Source organism: Streptomyces ipomoeae 91-03, assembly GCF_000317595.1.
Classification (GTDB): Bacteria; Actinomycetota; Actinomycetes; order Streptomycetales; family Streptomycetaceae; genus Streptomyces; species Streptomyces ipomoeae.
The window spans coordinates 1-16,010 of record NZ_AEJC01000075.1; the positions used below are offsets into that span (position 1 = coordinate 1).

At 71.0% G+C, this 16,010-nt stretch carries 11 protein-coding genes and 1 pseudogene; 4 read left to right on the forward strand and 8 right to left on the reverse strand.

What is annotated here, in order from left to right:
- From STRIP9103_RS04670 to iolC, 6 genes and pseudogenes are all read right to left on the reverse strand, one after another.
- A pseudogene (locus STRIP9103_RS04670) lies at positions 1-326 on the reverse strand (DUF4142 domain-containing protein); the annotation flags it as partial.
- 6 nt (positions 327-332) lie between these two features.
- The gene (gene mmsA, locus STRIP9103_RS04675) at positions 333-1,835 is read right to left on the reverse strand and encodes a CoA-acylating methylmalonate-semialdehyde dehydrogenase (RefSeq protein WP_009299204.1); all 1,503 of its coding nucleotides are present in this window, start codon (positions 1,833-1,835) and stop codon (positions 333-335) included.
- A gap of 16 nt (positions 1,836-1,851) precedes the next feature.
- On the reverse strand, positions 1,852-3,750 hold the full coding sequence (gene iolD, locus STRIP9103_RS04680; protein WP_009299214.1) for a 3D-(3,5/4)-trihydroxycyclohexane-1,2-dione acylhydrolase (decyclizing): 1,899 nt from the start codon (positions 3,748-3,750) through the stop codon (positions 1,852-1,854).
- Positions 3,747-4,613, reverse strand: a complete 867-nt coding sequence (gene iolB / locus STRIP9103_RS04685; protein WP_009299212.1) for a 5-deoxy-glucuronate isomerase — start codon at positions 4,611-4,613, stop codon at positions 3,747-3,749. Before iolB ends, iolD begins: the two co-directional genes overlap by 4 nt.
- A gap of 7 nt (positions 4,614-4,620) precedes the next feature.
- Positions 4,621-5,499 carry a Cgl0159 family (beta/alpha)8-fold protein gene (locus STRIP9103_RS04690; protein WP_048819693.1) on the reverse strand — a complete coding sequence of 293 codons (879 nt, stop codon included), beginning with the start codon at positions 5,497-5,499 and terminating at the stop codon, positions 4,621-4,623.
- 152 nt (positions 5,500-5,651) lie between these two features.
- Complete coding sequence (gene iolC / locus STRIP9103_RS04695; protein WP_009299217.1) at positions 5,652-6,602, reverse strand: 5-dehydro-2-deoxygluconokinase; 951 nt, start codon at positions 6,600-6,602, stop codon at positions 5,652-5,654.
- Between the two features lie 124 nt (positions 6,603-6,726).
- On the opposite strand from iolC, the gene STRIP9103_RS04700 reads away from it, so the two are divergent.
- Positions 6,727-7,644, forward strand: a complete 918-nt coding sequence (locus STRIP9103_RS04700) for a sugar phosphate isomerase/epimerase family protein (RefSeq protein WP_009299202.1) — start codon at positions 6,727-6,729, stop codon at positions 7,642-7,644.
- 278 nt (positions 7,645-7,922) lie between these two features.
- Here the strand turns inward: STRIP9103_RS04700 and STRIP9103_RS04705 are convergent, their stop codons facing one another.
- Positions 7,923-8,966, reverse strand: coding sequence for a zinc-dependent alcohol dehydrogenase family protein (locus STRIP9103_RS04705; RefSeq protein ID WP_009299201.1), 1,044 nt, complete (start codon positions 8,964-8,966; stop codon positions 7,923-7,925).
- A 460-nt stretch (positions 8,967-9,426) separates the two neighbouring features.
- Complete coding sequence (locus STRIP9103_RS04710; protein WP_009299208.1) at positions 9,427-11,859, reverse strand: MMPL family transporter; 2,433 nt, start codon at positions 11,857-11,859, stop codon at positions 9,427-9,429.
- 201 nt (positions 11,860-12,060) lie between these two features.
- Here STRIP9103_RS04710 and STRIP9103_RS04715 point away from each other — a divergent pair, with 201 nt between their 5' ends.
- The 3 genes from STRIP9103_RS04715 to STRIP9103_RS04725 all read left to right on the forward strand — a co-directional run bounded on the left by STRIP9103_RS04715 (position 12,061) and on the right by STRIP9103_RS04725 (position 15,540).
- Positions 12,061-12,729, forward strand: a complete 669-nt coding sequence (locus tag STRIP9103_RS04715; RefSeq protein WP_009299215.1) for a TetR/AcrR family transcriptional regulator — start codon at positions 12,061-12,063, stop codon at positions 12,727-12,729.
- Between the two features lie 115 nt (positions 12,730-12,844).
- Complete coding sequence (locus STRIP9103_RS04720; RefSeq protein WP_009299210.1) at positions 12,845-13,084, forward strand: heavy-metal-associated domain-containing protein; 240 nt, start codon at positions 12,845-12,847, stop codon at positions 13,082-13,084.
- 152 nt (positions 13,085-13,236) lie between these two features.
- A complete protein-coding gene (locus STRIP9103_RS04725; protein ID WP_009299206.1) occupies positions 13,237-15,540 on the forward strand; it encodes a heavy metal translocating P-type ATPase in 2,304 nt (767 codons plus the stop codon).
- The last annotated feature ends 470 nt before the right edge of the window (positions 15,541-16,010 follow it).

Below are 16,010 nucleotides of genomic sequence, written 5' to 3' on the forward strand. Positions count from 1 at the left end.
CCGAGCTGGCTCGCCACAGTCCGCACCCGCTTGTCGAGGTCCTTGTGACGGACGATCAGATGGTCCGCCGCCTCCTTCACGGCCGGGCTGCTGGACCGCTGCATCGCCTCCTCGGGGGCGGGCAGCTCCCACAGCCCCGCCAGCCGCACCCTGACGATCAGATCCCGGTCGGCGGCCGTCAGCGGCCCCCACTGGGTGTTCACTGTACCGGACGCCATGTTGGCCTGAGCGGTACCCGACCGGTCGGCGTAGGACCACACAGGGAACGCCAGCGCTCCGACGGTGACGACGAGCGCCAGGCTGGCGATGACCGACCCCCACCACACGTGTGGTCAGTGGTTGCGGGGGAAGCCCAGGTCCACGCCCGTGGGGGCCTCGGACGGGTCCGGCCAGCGGGTCGTGATGACCTTGCCCCGGGTGTAGAAGTGGGTGCCGTCGTTGCCGTAGATGTGGTGGTCGCCGAAGAGGGAGTCCTTCCAGCCGCCGAAGGAGTGGTAGCCGACGGGGACCGGGATCGGGACGTTGACGCCGACCATGCCGGCCTCGACCTCCAGCTGGAAGCGGCGGGCGGCGCCACCGTCACGGGTGAAGATCGCGGTGCCGTTGCCGAAGGGCGAGTTGTTGATGAGGGCCATGCCCTCCTCGTACGTGTCGACGCGGAGCACGCAGAGGACCGGGCCGAAGATCTCGTCCTGGTAGGCCTTCGCGGACGTGGGCACCTTGTCCAGCAGCGAGATGCCGATCCAGTGGCCGTTCTCGAAGCCGTCGACCGTGTAGCCGGTGCCGTCGAGGATCACTTCGGCGCCTTCCGCCGCCGCGTTCGTCACATAGGACGCGACCTTGTCGCGGTGGGCCGCCGTGATCAGGGGGCCCATCTCCGACGTGGGGTCGTTGCCGGGGCCGATCTTGATCTTCTCGGCGCGCTCGCGGATCTTGTCGACCAGCTCGTCGCCGATGGAGCCGACGGCCACGACCGCCGAGACCGCCATGCAGCGCTCGCCCGCCGAGCCGTAGGCCGCCGAGACCGCCGCGTCCGCCGCCGCGTCCAGGTCGGCGTCGGGCAGGACCAGCATGTGGTTCTTGGCGCCGCCGAGGGCCTGTACGCGCTTGCCGTTCGCGGAGGCGGTGGTGTGGATGTAGCGGGCGATCGGGGTCGAGCCGACGAACGACACCGCCTTCACATCCGGGTGCTCCAGGAGGCGGTCCACCGCCACCTTGTCGCCGTGGACGACGTTGAAGACACCGTCGGGCAGGCCCGCCTCGGACAGCAGTTCGGCGATCTTGAGGGATGCCGACGGGTCCTTCTCGGACGGCTTCAGCACGAACGTGTTGCCGCACGCGATGGCGATCGGGAACATCCACATCGGGACCATCGCCGGGAAGTTGAACGGCGTGATGCCCGCGACGACACCCAGTGGCTGACGGATGGAGGAGACGTCCACACGGCTGGCGACCTGCGTGGACAGCTCGCCCTTCAGCTGGACGTTGATGCCACAGGCCAGGTCGACGATCTCCAGGCCGCGCGCGACCTCGCCGAGCGCGTCGCTGTGCACCTTGCCGTGCTCGGCGGTGATCAGCTCGGCGATCGCGTCACGGTTGGCGTCGAGCAGCGCGCGGAACTTGAACAGGATCGCGGTGCGCTGGGCCAGCGAGGACTGGCCCCAGGTGAGGTACGCCTCCTTGGCGGTCGCGACGGCCGCGTCCACCTCGTCCACGGTCGCGAAGGCGACCTTGGTGGTGACCGCGCCGGTCGCCGGGTCCGTGACCGGCCCGAACGTACCCGACGCGCCTTCGACGGTCTTGCCGCCGATCCAGTGGTTGACGATCTTCGTCATTGCCGAAAGCTCCTTCTCAAAGATGGCGGCGTCGGGTGGAGACGTGCCGGTCGTACTCCTCGCGGGCCTTGACCGCCGACGAGCGGGTCGCGGTCTCGGCCACAGGAACATCCCACCAGGCCTGCGCGGGAGGCGGGCCCGACACTGTGTCTGCCGTTTCGGTCTCCACGTAGACACAAGTGGGGGTGTCTGCGGCCCGCGCCTCGGCGAGGGCCGCGCGCAGCTCGCGTACGGTCTTGGCGCGCAGCACACGCATGCCGAGGCTGGCCGCGTTGGCGGCGAGATCGACGGGCAGCGGGGCGCCCGTGAACGTACCGTCGTCCGAGCGGAAGCGATAGGCGGTGCCGAACCGCTCGCCGCCGGTCTCCTGGGACAGACCGCCGATCGACGCGTACCCGTGGTTCTGGATGAGCAGCACCTTGATCGGCACGTTCTCCTGCACCGCCGTGACGATCTCGGTCGGCATCATCAGATACGTGCCGTCGCCGACCAGCGCCCACACCGGGCGCCCGGGGGCGGCCATCCGGACACCGATCGCGGCCGGGATCTCGTACCCCATGCACGAGTAGCCGTACTCCAGGTGGTACTGGTCCCGCGACCGCGCCCGCCACAGTTTGTGCAGGTCGCCCGGGAGGGAGCCGGCCGCGTTGATGATGATGTCGGACTCGTCGACGAGCTCGTCCAGGAGGCCGAGGACCTGGGCCTGGGTGGGCCGGGTGTCCGGCTCGTCGGCCTCGTAGCAGGCGTCGACGCGGTGCTCCCAGCGCTGCTTGTCCTCCGCGTACTCGCTGACGTACGCGTCCGCGACCCGGTGCTCGTGCAGGGCCAGGGCTTCGGTGAGCGCTTCGAGTCCCGTGCGCGCGTCGGCGATCAGCGGCAGCCCGGAGAGCTTGTGGCCGTCGTAGGGCGCGATGTTGAGGTTGAGGAAGCGGACGCCCTCACCGGCGAAGAGGGTGCCGGAGGCGGTGGTGAAGTCCGTGTACCGGGTGCCCACGCCGATCACCAGGTCGGCGGTGCGGGCCAGTTCGTTGGCGGTCGCGGTGCCGGTGTGGCCGATGGCGCCGACGTCCTGCGGGTGGTCGTGGCGCAGGGAGCCCTTGCCGGCCTGCGTCGACGACACGGGGATGCCGGTGGCGTCGGCGAGTTCGGCCAGCGCCTCCTCCGCGCGGGCGTGGTGGACACCGCCGCCGGCGACGATGAGGGGACGGCGGGCCTCGCGGATCGCCGTGATGGCGGCGGTCAGTTCGGCCGGGTCGGCCGCCGGGCGGCGTACGGTCCAGGTCCGCTCGGCGAAGAACTCCTCCGGCCAGTCGTACGCCTCCGCCTGCACGTCCTGCGGGAGCGCGAGCGTGACCGCGCCCGTGTCCACGGGGTCGGTGAGCACGCGCATCGCCTGCAGCGCGGCCGGGATCAGCGCCTCGGGGCGGGTGATCCGGTCGAAGTACTTCGACACCGGGCGCAGACAGTCGTTGACCGACACATCGCCCGCGTACGGGACTTCGAGCTGCTGGAGGACCGGGTCCGCGGGCCGGGTGGCGAAGATGTCGCCCGGGAGCAGCAGCACCGGGAGGTGGTTGATGGTGGCGAGGGCGGCGCCGGTGACGAGGTTGGTGGCGCCGGGGCCGATGGACGTCGTCACGGCGTGCGTGGACAGCCGGCCCGACTGTCGGGCATAGCCCACGGCCGCGTGCACCATCGACTGTTCGTTGCGGCCCTGGAGGTACGGCATGTCGTCGGCGTACTCGATCAGCGCCTGCCCGAGCCCGGCGACGTTGCCGTGGCCGAAGATGCCCCAGGTGGCGCTGATCAGCCGCTGCCGCTCGCCGTCGCGTTCGGTGTACTGGGCGGCGAGGAAGCGCACGAGCGCCTGGGCGACCGTGAGCCTCGTGGTCTTCGTCGAGGTCCCGGTGGTCATCGGTAACCCTCCGTGTGATCGGGGTGGAAGCAGATCCGCCACTGGCGCTCGGGGCCCGGGCCGGCCATGACGTTCAGGTAGTACATGGTGTGGCCGGGCTGCGCGATGGACGGCCCGTGCCAGCCGTCGGGCACGAGGACGGCGTCACCGGAGCGGACCTCGGCGAGCACGTCGGAGCCGCCCTCGCGGGAGGGGGACACCCGCTGGTATCCGAAGCCGTTCGGGCCGTCGATCTCGAAGTAGTAGATCTCTTCGAGCTCGGTCTCCTCCCCCGGCCGGTTCTCGTCGTGCTTGTGCGGCGGGTACGAGGACCAGTTGCCACCGGGGGTGATGACCTCGACGGTGATGAGCTTGTCGCACTCGAAGGCGTCGGCGGAGGCGAAGTTGCGCACCTGGCGGGCGCAGTTGCCGCTGCCGCGATCCTCGACGGGGACCTCCGACGCGGGGCCGTAACGAGCGGGGAGTCGTCGCTCGCACCTCGCTCCTGCCAAAGCGAAGCGGCCTCCCGCGCCGGAGGCGATCTGTACCCGGGCGTCACGGGGCGCGTACACGAAGTCGGAGACTCCGGTGAACACGCTCTCCCGGCCCAGGATTTCGAACTCGGCGGTCCCACCGGCGGCGGATGCGGCGGATTGATCCGCTGTGCCCGATTCATCCGATACCTGAACCGTACAGGCGCCGTTGAGGGACAGCACGATCCACTCACTGTCACCGGTGGTGAAGGAATGCGTTCCACCGGGCTGGAGTTCGACGATCCGCAGACTGCTGTGGGTCCAGCCGGCCCGCTTCGGGTCGATGTCGACGGCGTACTCCGCGCCCGCGGTCGCCCCCTTGGGGACGTACAGCTCGGTCTTGTGTGTCATGCGGCCCTCACAACAGTCCTACGGCGGTGTCCACGGCGGCGGCCACGTCGTCGTCCGCCGGGTAGAGCAGTGAACGGCCGACCACCAGGCCCTGCACGGTGGGGAGTTGCAGCGCGCCCCGCCACTTCTCGTACGCGCCCTCCTGGTCGTCGCCGACCTCGCCGCCGAGCAGTACGGCGGGCAGCGTCGCGGTCTCCATCACGCGGGCCATGTCGTCCGGGTTCTCGGTGACGGGCACCTTCAGCCAGGTGTACGCCGAACTGCCGCCGAGCCCGGCCGCTATGGCGATCGACTTGGTGACCGCGTCGGCGCTCAGGTCGTTGCGGACCTTGCCGGTCGCGGGGTCCCGGCGGCTGAGGAACGGCTCGACGAACACCGGGAGCCGGCGCTCGGCCATGGCGTCCACGGCACGCGCGGTGGACTCCAGGGTGTTGAGGGAGCCCGGGTCGGCGTAGTCGATCCGGAGGAGGAGCTTGCCGGCGTCGAAGCCGAGGCGCTCGATGTCCTCGGGGCGGTGGCCGGTGAAGCGGTCGTCGAGTTCGAAGGAGGCGCCGGCGAGACCGCCGCGGTTCATCGAGCCCATCACGACCTTGTTGTCGAGCGCGCCGAGGAGCAGCAGGTCGTCCAGGATGTCGGCGGTCGCGAGCACACCGTCCACACCGGGGCGGGACAGCGCCAGGCACAGCCGTTCGAGGAGGTCGGCCCGGTTCGCCATGGCGAGCTTCCGGTCGCCCACGGCGAGGGCACCGCGGGCGGGGTGGTCGGCGGCGACGATCATCAGCCGCCCGGAGTCACCGATCAGGGGGCGCCGGATACGGCGGGCGGCGGCCTCGGCGACCGCTTCGGGGTGGTGGACCCGGGTGCGGATGAGGGCGGAGATGTCGATGGGGGTGAGAGGGCCGGGGACCGGTGGGGTGACGGCTGTGGGGAGGCCGGGGCGGCCGGGCTCGGCGGCGGCCGTACGGCTCCCGGGCTCGGTGGCGGCGGGGCTCGCGGACTCGGACTCGGCGGGGGCAGGGCGGCCGGGCTCGGTGGCGGTCACAGGACTGCCCCTGCCTTGACGGCGGCCTCGATCTCGGCGGCCGTGGGCATCGCCGAGGAGCACTCCAGACGGGAGGCGACGATGGCGCCGGCCGCGTTGGCGTTCCGCATGGTCTTCTCCAGGTCCCAGCCTTCGAGCAGGCCGTGACAGAGGGAGCCGCCGAAGGCGTCGCCGGCGCCGAGGCCGTTGAGGACGTTCACGGGAAGAGGGGGCACCTCGGCCGTCGTGCCGTCGCGGTGCACGGCCAGGACGCCCTTGGGGCCCTGCTTGACGACGGCGAGTTCGACCCCGGCGTCGAGGAGCGCGCGGGCGGCGGCATGCGGTTCGCGTACGCCCGTGGCGACCTCCACCTCGTCCAGGTTGCCGACGGCGACCGTCGTGTGGCGCAGGGCCTCCTCGTAGAACGGGCGGGCCTCGGCCGGGTCCGTCCAAAACATGGGGCGCCAGTCGAGGTCGAACACCGTCGTCCCGGCCTTGGCGCGGTGGGCGAGGGCCGCCAGCGTCGCGGTACGGCTGGGCTCCTCGCTCAGGCCGGTGCCGGTCACCCAGAAGACGCGGGTGTCGCGGATGGCGTCGAGGTCCAGCTCGTGGGCGTCGATCTCCAGGTCCGGTGCCTTGGGGCGGCGGTAGAAGTACAGCGGGAAGTCGTCCGGCGGGAACACCTCGCAGAACGTGACCGGCGTCGGCAGACCGGGGACCGGGGTCACCCAGCGGTCGTCGACGCCGAAGTCGCGCAGTGCCTGGTGAAGGTACTCACCGAAGGGATCCTCACCCGTACGGGTGATGACGGCGGTGCTGCGGCCGAGACGGGACGCGGCCACCGCCACATTCGTCGCCGAGCCACCGAGGAACTTCCCGAAGGACGTCACTTGCGACAGCGGGACCCCCGTCTGCAGCGGGTAGAGGTCCACACCGATCCGCCCCATGGTGATCAGGTCGTACGCCATCGAGTTCCCTTCACGCTCCGGTTGCGTCAAGGTCTAGCTCTGTCGGAGCGACCCTGTCAATGTTTTGTCCAGACATTCGGACTACCTATTGACACCCTTCGGCTCGGGCCTGAAGCTGACGCCCATGACGTCGTTGTCACCTCAGTCCTCACTCTCCCGCATCAGGATCGGCTCGGCGCCCGACTCCTGGGGCGTGTGGTTCCCCGATGACCCTCAGCAGGTCCCCTGGCAGCGCTTCCTCGACGAGGTCGCCGAGTCCGGATACGAGTGGATCGAGCTGGGCCCGTACGGCTATCTGCCGACCGACCCGGCGGTCCTCACCGAAGAGACGGCCAAGCGTGGCCTGAAGGTGTCGGCCGGCACGGTCTTCACCGGGCTGCACCACGGCCCCGACGTCTGGGAGAAGACCTGGGCGCACGTGGCCGACAACGCGGTGCTCGCCCAGGCCATGGGTGCCAAGCATCTCGTCGTCATCCCGTCCTTCTGGCGGGACGACAAGACGGGCAAGGTGCTGGAGCCGAGCGAACTGACGGTCGAGCAGTGGCGCCACCTCACCCAACTGACCGAGCGGCTCGGGCGGGAGGTGCGCGAGCGGTACGGGCTGCAGATCGTCGTCCACCCGCACGCGGACACCCACATCGACAGCGAGGAGAACGTCGTCCGGTTCCTGGACGGCACGGACTCGTCGGTCGTCTCGCTCTGTCTCGACACCGGGCACTACGCCTACTGCGGCGGCGACAGCGTCAAGCTGATCGAGACCTACGGTGAGCGCATCGGATACCTGCACCTCAAGCAGGTCGACCCCGAGATCCTCGCCGAGGTCCGCGCCAACGAGATTCCCTTCGGGCCGGCCGTGGCCAAGGGCGTCATGTGCGAGCCGCCGGCGGGCGTGCCGGCGCTGGAGCCGGTGCTGGCCGCCGCGCAGAAGCTGGACGTCGACCTGTTCGCGATCGTCGAGCAGGACATGTATCCCTGCGAGCCGGACAAGCCGCTGCCGATCGCTCAGCGGACTCGGGCGTTCCTGCGGTCCTGCGGGGCGTGATCGCTCCGCTGGGTTGAGGCGTTCGGCGCCGTTGGGGCGCGGGGCTGTTGGGGCGCGGCGCCGTTGGGGCGCGGGGCTGTTGGGGCGCGGCGCCGTTGGGGCGCGGCGCCGTTGGGGCGCGGGGCTGTTGGGGCGCGGGGCTGTTTCGGGTTGCGGGTTCGTCGTGGCCGGCCGTGCCCACGCGGCGAGGCCGCACGGCGAGTGGATCGACGCCGTACGGATGTCGATCCTCGCCCCGGAGTGGGCCGCCCTTGGGGGACGGCCCGAGGCCGATCCGGTCAGCTCCACGGTTCGATGACCGTCACCCCGCTGCCGGGTGCCGTGCCCATCGCGGTGAGAGCGGCTGGCGTGGCGTCGAGTGTGATCGTCGAGGTGACCAGGAGGTCGGGGCGCAGGATGCCCGCCCGGACCGCCTCCAGCATCTCCGGATAGGCGTGCGCCTGCATGCCGTGGCTGCCCAGGAGTTCGAGTTCCAGGGCGACCGCGCGGGCCATGGGGACGGGGGTCGTGCCGTCCGGGGAGGGGAGCAGTCCGACCTGGATGTGGCGGCCTCTGCGGCGCAGGGAGTTGACCGAGGCCGCGCAGGTCGCCGGGGAGCCCAGGGCGTCCAGGGAGAGGTGGGCGCCGCCGCCGGTGAGATCGCGTATCGCCTCGGCCGTGTCCGGGACGCCGGACGCGTCCAGGCACTGGGCCGCGCCGAACTTCCGGGCCAGGTCCAGGGCCTGGGGCGAGACGTCGACGGCGATCACTCGGGCACCCGAGGCCGCCGCGATCATCACCGCCGACAGGCCCACTCCACCGCAGCCGTGCACCGCCACCCATTCGCCCGCCTTGACGCGGCCCTGTGCCACGACCGCGCGGAACGCCGTGGCGAAGCGGCAGCCCAGTGCCGCCGCCGTGCCGTACGACAGTTCCTCCGGCAGGGCCACCAGGTTCACGTCGGCGTGGTCCAGTGCCACGTACTGGGCGAACGAACCCCAGTGCGTGAAACCCGGCTGGGTCTGGCGCTCGCACACCTGCTGGTCGCCTGCGGCGCAGGCCGCGCAGCTTCCGCAGGCGCACACGAACGGGACGGTGACCCGGTCGCCGGGGTGCCAGGCGGTCACCCTGGTGCCGACCGACTCCACGACTCCGGCGAGTTCGTGGCCCGGTACGTGCGGGAGCGTGATGTCCGGGTCGTGGCCTGTCCAGCCGTGCCAGTCGCTTCGGCACAGGCCCGTTGCCTCGACCCGTACGACTACGCCGTGCTCCGCCGGTTCGGGGTCCGGCACGTCCCTCACTTCGGCCGGCTGCCCGAACCTCTCGAACACCACCGCGCGCATGTACGTCACCTTTCGATCGGGGTCCGCCGGTCGGCCGGGACCGCCGGGCCGTCCCCGGGCGGCCCGGCCCGACCTCCGGCCAGCATTTCACTCCGGTGGCGACACGCGCTTTCCTCGCCCCCGCCGCCCCTACCCGTCCCCTGGCCAGGGGCTCCGCCCCTTCGACCCCGGCCGTCCTCTGGGCGCCGGGGCGGGAACGCTGGGGTTGGGTGGGGTGGGGCGCTTGGGGTGGGTGGGTCGATCGGTCGATCGGTGAGAGTGGGGGCCTTCGGCGGGCGGGAGCCTTCGGCGGGCGGGGGCCTTTGGCGGGCGGGCTGGTGCGGGTTGTGTGGGGCTGGTCACGTCCACGCGGCGGAGCCGCACATCGACACAGCCCCGCCCCCCTTTGGGGCCTGCGGCCCTTCTGAGGGGCGCGGTTGCTTGTGCGGCGCGGCTTGCAGAACGGGCTCGGGCCCGTTTTCTACGCGCCGGATCGGCTGGGAACAGGCTCAGGCTCGTTCGGCTCAGCCTCGCCTTTCGGCTCCCCCGACTCACGCGGCTCCCCCTCGGCATCTGGCTCCCGAGCGGCGACCGGCTTCCCCTCGCTGTCCAGCGCCCCCTCAGCCTCCGGCGCTCCCCTTCGCGTCGACTCCTCCTCAGCTCCCGACGCTTCCCGCGTCGGCTCGCCCTCCGCTCCCCTTCGTGTCGGCTCGCCCTCGGTCAAGCCGAAACGGTCGTGGAACCTCTTCAGCGGGGCCGGGGCCCACCATGTGGCTCGGCCCGTCAGGCGCATGACCGCCGGGACCAGGAGGCTGCGGATGATCATGGCGTCCATGAGGACGGCCAGGGCTATGCCCAGGCCGAGCATCTTGGTGTTGGTCACTCGGGAGGTGCCTATGGCGATCATCACCACGGCCAGGATCACGGCGGCTGCGGTGATGAGGCCGCCGGTGCGTTGGAGGCCGAAGCGGACTGAGGCGGTGTGGTCGCCGGTGTGGTCGTACTCCTCCTTGATGCGGGAGAGCAGGAAGACGCCGTAGTCCATGGAGAGACCGAAGGCCACGCAGAACATCAGGACCGGCAGGGTCGTCTCTATGGAGCCCGAGCTGGTGAAGGCCAGGACGCCGGAGAGGTGGCCGTCCTGGAAGACCCAGACCAGCGCGCCGAACATCGCCGTGAGGCTGAGCGCGTTGAGCAGGACCGCCTGGAGGGGGATCAGCACACTGCCGGTGAGGAGGAAGACCAGGAGGAGGGTGACGATCGCTATGAAGGAGAGGGCCCAGGGGAGGCCTTCCGCTATGGCCGCCTTGGTGTCCACCAGAACCGCCGCCGTACCCGTCACCGAAGTCTTGAAGGGGGCGTCCGTCACCCGGATGTCGTCCACCAGGCGTTGGGCGCCCTCGTCGACCGACTCGCCCTTCGGCTGCACCGTGAAGTACGCCGCGTCGCCCTTCACCAGCGGGCCGTCCACCCGGAGCACCTCGGGCAGGTCGGCGATCCGCTCCTTGTAGGCGGTGTACTGGGCCTCCGTCGCCCGGCCCTCGGCGAGTATCTCCAGGCCGCCGCCGGGGCTGCCCGGGAAGCCCTCCCTGATGTGCTGCTGGACCACATGGGACTCGGCGGACGCGGGGAGCTGGCGGTCGTCCGCCGTGCCGAACTTCACGCCCAGGAAGGGGAGGCCGAGGAGGACCAGGCCGGCCGTCGTGGCGATCGCGAAGTAGGGGGCGCGGCGCATGACGAGGGTCGCCATGCGGCCCCAGCCGGCGCCTTCCTCTCCGGCCGAGGCCGGAGAGGCCGCCGGCACACCCGATGTCCCCGACGTGCCCGACGCGGCCCCCTTCCCCGTCCTCCGGCGCCTGAACAGGCGGCGCATGTCCAGGGCGTTGACCCGGTCACCCAGGAGGACCAGGGCCGCCGGGAGGAGGATCAGGGCGGCTGCGGCGGCCAGGAGGACGACCGCGATGCCGGCGTAGGCGAAGGACTTCAGGAAGTACTGGGGGAAGACCATCATGGCGGCCAGCGAGACGGCGACCGTGAGGGCGGAGAAGAGGACCGTGCGGCCGGCGGTGCGGAGGGTCGTGGCCACCGCGACGAGCGGGGTGGCGCCCGTGGAGAGTTCCTCGCGGAAGCGGCGGACTATGAACAGGGCGTAGTCGATCGCCAGGCCGAGGCCGAGGGCCGTGGTCAGGTTCAGGGCGAAGACCGAGACGTCGGTGACCTCCGTGAGGCCGCGCAGGATCGCGTTGGTGCCGAGGATGGCGACGATGCCCACGCCGAGGGGCAGCAGGGCGGCCACCGCGCTGCCGAAGACCATCACCAGCAGGACGAGGGTGACGGGCAGGGCGATCATCTCGGCCCGCAGCAGGTCCTCCTGGATGATCGACTGCATCTCATGGCGCACGGCGACGATCCCGCCGACCTTGACCTCGACGGGGCCGTGCGTGCCGCGGTACTCGGGTGCGATGCGGTCCAGGGTCTTGTTCACGGCCGTGTCGTCGCCCGTGAGGCGGGCCGCTATCAGCGCCTCGTGGCCGTCCTCGGCGCGCAGGGTGGGGGCGCCGGACTGCCAGTAGGAGCCGACGCCCCTCACGCCGTTCTCGGCGGCGAGCCGCTCGGTGAGCCGCTTCGCCTCGGCGGCGACCTCCGGATCGTCGACCGAGGCACTGCCCGCGTCGACCAGCAGCAGGAAGTTCGGCTGGGAGTCGGGGAACTCCCGCTCCAGCGCCTTCGTCGCGTACGTGGACTGGGCCTTCGGGTCCTCCCAGCCGCCGCTGCCCAGACGGTCGGCGACATCGCCGCCCGCCACCACGGCGAGGGCCGTGATCAGCAGGGCGACGAGCAGGGACAGGCGGGGACGTGCGGTCACGAAGCGGGTCCAGCCGCCCACTCGGGGTGGCCTGTTGACTTCGGTCATGGTGCGGTGTCCCCTTCACTCTGTTCCGTCAGTCCGATCTGGCACTCTGATGCGTTCGCCCTGGTCCGTGCTGTGCGCAGCCGGGCAGCATGGGAGAGCCAAGCCATAGACTGGCAAACACGAGAGATCGCTCGCGTTTCACCAGAATGCGAGCGCCCACTCGCGTTTGTCAATCACGTCCGGAAAGCTGGGGATAACCGCGTGCCCACCAACCAGGAGAAGGAGCAGCCGCGCCGCCGCCAGGCCCGCGGTGAGCGCCGCATCGCCCAACTCCTCGAAGCCGCGGCGTCCGTGTTCACCTCGACCGGTTACACCGCCGCCAGCACCAACGCGATCGCCCGCGAGGCCGGTGTCTCGCCGGGCACGCTGTACCAGTTCTTCCCGAACAAGGAAGCGATCGCGATCGAGCTGGGCGAACGGCTGATGCGCGAGATGCGGGAGACGTACGGCGAGGCGCTCGCCCCGGTCGACCCGGCGACCCCGCTGGAGGAGGCCGTCGCCGCCGCCGTCGACCGGTTCGTCGACTTCAACTGTCAGTACCCGGTGTTCTTCACGCTGATGCACGGACCGGACGTCCCGGGCCGTATCGCCGACGAACACGACGCCCTGCACACGACACTGGTCGCACGGGTCGAGGGGCTGCTCTCACCGTTCCTGCCCGACAGACCCGCCGCCGACGTCACGCGCACCGCACATGTGTGCGTGGCCATGTACAAGGCGGGCCTGGAGCTGATCCTCGCCAACGAGGGCGCCGAGCGCGACGCGTACATCCAGGAGCTGAAGAACGTCCTGCTGCGCTACCTGGAGCCGCTGGTGGGCGACAGACTCGGCGTCGACCCGGCGACCCTCACCTCGACGCCGCCCCTCTGAACCGAACGACCCCACGACGCCCGCCCCACCCCTCTTGGACTTATACCCCCTAGGGGTATAACCTGGGCCTCCTGAAGGTTACTCGCACCCCACACGTCCGATGAGGAGCAACGACATGACCGCCCAGACCGACACCCCTGGTTCCGTCACCGCCGTCTACAAGGTGAGCGGCATGAGCTGCGGGCACTGCGAAGGCGCCGTATCGGGCGAGATCTCGCAGCTCGCCGGCGTCTCCTCGGTGAAGGCCGTCGCCTCCAGCGGCGAGGTCACCGTGGTCTCGGCCGCCCCGCTCGACGAGGAGGCCGTACGCGCGGCCGTCGACGAGGCGGGCTTCGAGCTGGTCGGCAAGGCCTGAACGCTCCGCTGTGAGCGCCGCGACGTGCCGCCGGTCGACTGCGGCTTCGTCGTGGCTGGTCGCGCCCGCGCGGCGGAGCGCATACATGGACAGCCCCGCGCCCCTTCGGAGCGCGGCCGAACCGCACTCGATCCACTTCTGGAGTACGGAACATGTCCGGCACCACCGCCCCGGCCCCGACAGCGCCGGTCTCCGGGGTCGAGCTGACCATCGGCGGCATGACCTGCGCCTCCTGCGCGGCCCGCGTCGAGAAGAAGCTCAACCGCATGGACGGGGTCACCGCCTCGGTGAACTACGCGACGGAGAAGGCGAAGATCACCTACCCCGCGGGGATGGAGGTCGCCGATCTGATCGCCACCGTGGTGAAGACGGGCTACACGGCCGAGGAGCCTCCGCCGCCCGCGCCCCCGGAGACGGCGACGCCGGCCGATGCCACGCCGGAATCGGCCGCCACGGAGGACCCCGAGCTCACCGCCCTCCGGCAGCGCCTCACCGTCTCCGCCCTGCTCGCCACGCCCGTGGTCCTCATGTCCATGGTTCCGGCCCTGCAGTTCGACAACTGGCAGTGGCTGTCGCTGACGCTCGCCGCGCCGGTCGTCGTATGGGGCGGGCTGCCCTTCCACCGGGCCGCGTTCACCAACCTCCGGCACGGCGCGGCCACGATGGACACGCTGGTCTCGCTCGGCACGCTCGCCGCGTTCGGCTGGTCCCTGTGGGCGCTGTTCTGGGGGCACGCGGGCATGCCGGGCATGCGGCACGGCTTCACGTTCACGCCCGGAGCGGTGGCGACCGATGTCACAGCGCGTACGGCGGCCTCGTCGACGATCTACCTCGAGGTGGCCGCCGGCGTCATCGCGTTCATCCTGCTGGGCCGCTGTCTGGAGGCCCGTTCCAAGCGCCGCGCGGGCGCCGCGCTCAAGGCGCTGATGAGGCTGGGCGCCAAGGACGTGTCGGTGCTCCGCGCGGGACGCGAGGTGCGGATCCCGGTCGGGCAGCTGGCCGTGGGCGACCGTTTCGTCGTACGCCCCGGAGAGAAGCTGGCCACGGACGGGATCGTCGTCGAGGGCTCCTCCGCCGTGGACGCGTCCATGCTGACCGGTGAGTCGGTGCCGGTGGACGTGACCGTGGGGGACACCGTCACGGGCGCGACCGTGAACGCCGGGGGCCGGCTGGTCGTCGAGGCGACCCGGGTCGGCGCGGACACCCAGCCGGCCCGGATGGCGCGGCTGGTGGAGGACGCGCAGAACGGCAAGGCGGAGGCGCAGCGGCTCGCCGACCGGATCTCGGCGGTGTTCGTCCCGGTCGTCCTCCTCGTCGCGGTGGCCACCTTCGGCGCCTGGCTCGGTGTCACGGACGACACCACCGCCGCCTTCACGGCGGCCGTCGCGGTCCTGATCATCGCCTGTCCGTGCGCGCTGGGCCTGGCCACGCCGACCGCCCTGATGGTCGGCACGGGCCGCGGCGCCCAGCTCGGCATCCTGATCAAGGGCCCGGAGGTCCTGGAGTCCACCCGCCGCGTCGACACCGTCGTCCTGGACAAGACGGGCACGGTCACCACCGGCCGGATGACCCTCCAGGAGGTGTACGTCACCCGGGAAGCGACCGAAGACGTCCTCGAAGAGGACGTACTGCGGCTCGCGGGCGCCATCGAGCACGCCTCCGAGCACCCGGTCGCGCGGGCGATCGCCACGGGCGCCGAGGAACGCGTCGGCGCGCTGCCGCCCGTCGAGCACTTCGAGAACGTGCCCGGGAGGGGCGTACGCGGCCGTGTGGAGGGCTACGACGTCCAGGTGGGCCGGATCTTCGACGGACCGCTCCCCGAGGCCCTGGAGGCCGCCAAGGGGGCCGCCGAGAGCGCGGGGCGCACGGCGGTCGTGGTCGCCCGCGACGGAGTGGCACTCGGTGTCCTCACGGTCGCCGACGCGATCAAGGAGACCAGCGCCGAGGCCGTACGGCGGCTGCGGGCGCTGGGCCTCACCCCGGTGCTGCTGACCGGCGACAACGAGCGGGTGGCCCGTTCCGTGGCCGCGGCGGTCGGCGTCGCCCCCGAGGACGTGATCGCCGAGGTGCTGCCCGAGGGCAAGGTCGACGTCGTACGACGGCTCCAGCGCGAGGGCCGTACGGTCGCGATGGTCGGGGACGGGGTCAACGACGCCGCCGCGCTGGCCGCCGCCGACCTGGGCCTCGCCATGGGCACGGGGACGGACGCGGCGATCGAGGCGGGCGACCTGACGCTGATGCGCGGGGACCTGCGGGTGGCCGCCGACGCCATCCGGCTGTCCCGCCGCACCCTCGCCACGATCAAGGGCAACCTGGCCTGGGCCTTCGGCTACAACGTGGCGGCGCTGCCACTGGCCGCCGCCGGGCTGCTGAACCCGATGATCGCGGGGGCGGCGATGGCCTTTTCATCCGTTTTCGTGGTAACGAACAGCTTGCGACTCAGGGCATTTGCATGACGGTCGGGTAAAAGTCCCTCTAGAGTCCGGACTGAGCCTCACATAAGCTCTTCACAAGGCTCGCGCATCATCCTTACGCTGGTACCTCGATCGCCGTATCGGGCCTCTTGCGCATCTTCAGGACATATGGCAAGAGACGCAGATCACAGTGACGTGAACGTAACCATCGAAGGGGTTCGTGAGTCTAAGTTGGCGATGTCAGAAGCGTCTTGGGGGGCGTGACTGGCATCTGGGGATGTCTTGGGGGACGTTCCCGGAATTGCGTTGCCGGGGCACGTACACCGGGGAGCTTTGAGCGGCCCTCCCGTACGTACGCGTCCCGGCAGACCGCAGCACAACCGCACAACAACCGCACAGCAACACACAGTGGTACGACGAGCTCCGCTCGTCCTGCTCAGCGATTCAGGCGCTGGCCCACCAGACGCCCGGCCGGATCCCGTGGGGGGAATCCGCACCGGGACATGGGAAGG

Bases quoted from the DNA above. Each gene is read 5' to 3' on its own strand.
- mmsA (WP_009299204.1), bottom strand. From the start codon at position 1,835: ATGACGAAGATCGTCAACCACTGGATCGGCGGCAAGACCGTCGAAGGC.
- iolD (WP_009299214.1), bottom strand. From the start codon at position 3,750: ATGACCACCGGGACCTCGACGAAGACCACGAGGCTCACGGTCGCCCAG.
- iolB (WP_009299212.1), bottom strand. From the start codon at position 4,613: ATGACACACAAGACCGAGCTGTACGTCCCCAAGGGGGCGACCGCGGGC.
- iolC (WP_009299217.1), bottom strand. From the start codon at position 6,602: ATGGCGTACGACCTGATCACCATGGGGCGGATCGGTGTGGACCTCTAC.
- STRIP9103_RS04700 (WP_009299202.1), top strand. From the start codon at position 6,727: ATGACGTCGTTGTCACCTCAGTCCTCACTCTCCCGCATCAGGATCGGC.
- STRIP9103_RS04705 (WP_009299201.1), bottom strand. From the start codon at position 8,966: ATGCGCGCGGTGGTGTTCGAGAGGTTCGGGCAGCCGGCCGAAGTGAGG.
- STRIP9103_RS04710 (WP_009299208.1), bottom strand. From the start codon at position 11,859: ATGACCGAAGTCAACAGGCCACCCCGAGTGGGCGGCTGGACCCGCTTC.
- STRIP9103_RS04720 (WP_009299210.1), top strand. From the start codon at position 12,845: ATGACCGCCCAGACCGACACCCCTGGTTCCGTCACCGCCGTCTACAAG.
- STRIP9103_RS04725 (WP_009299206.1), top strand. From the start codon at position 13,237: ATGTCCGGCACCACCGCCCCGGCCCCGACAGCGCCGGTCTCCGGGGTC.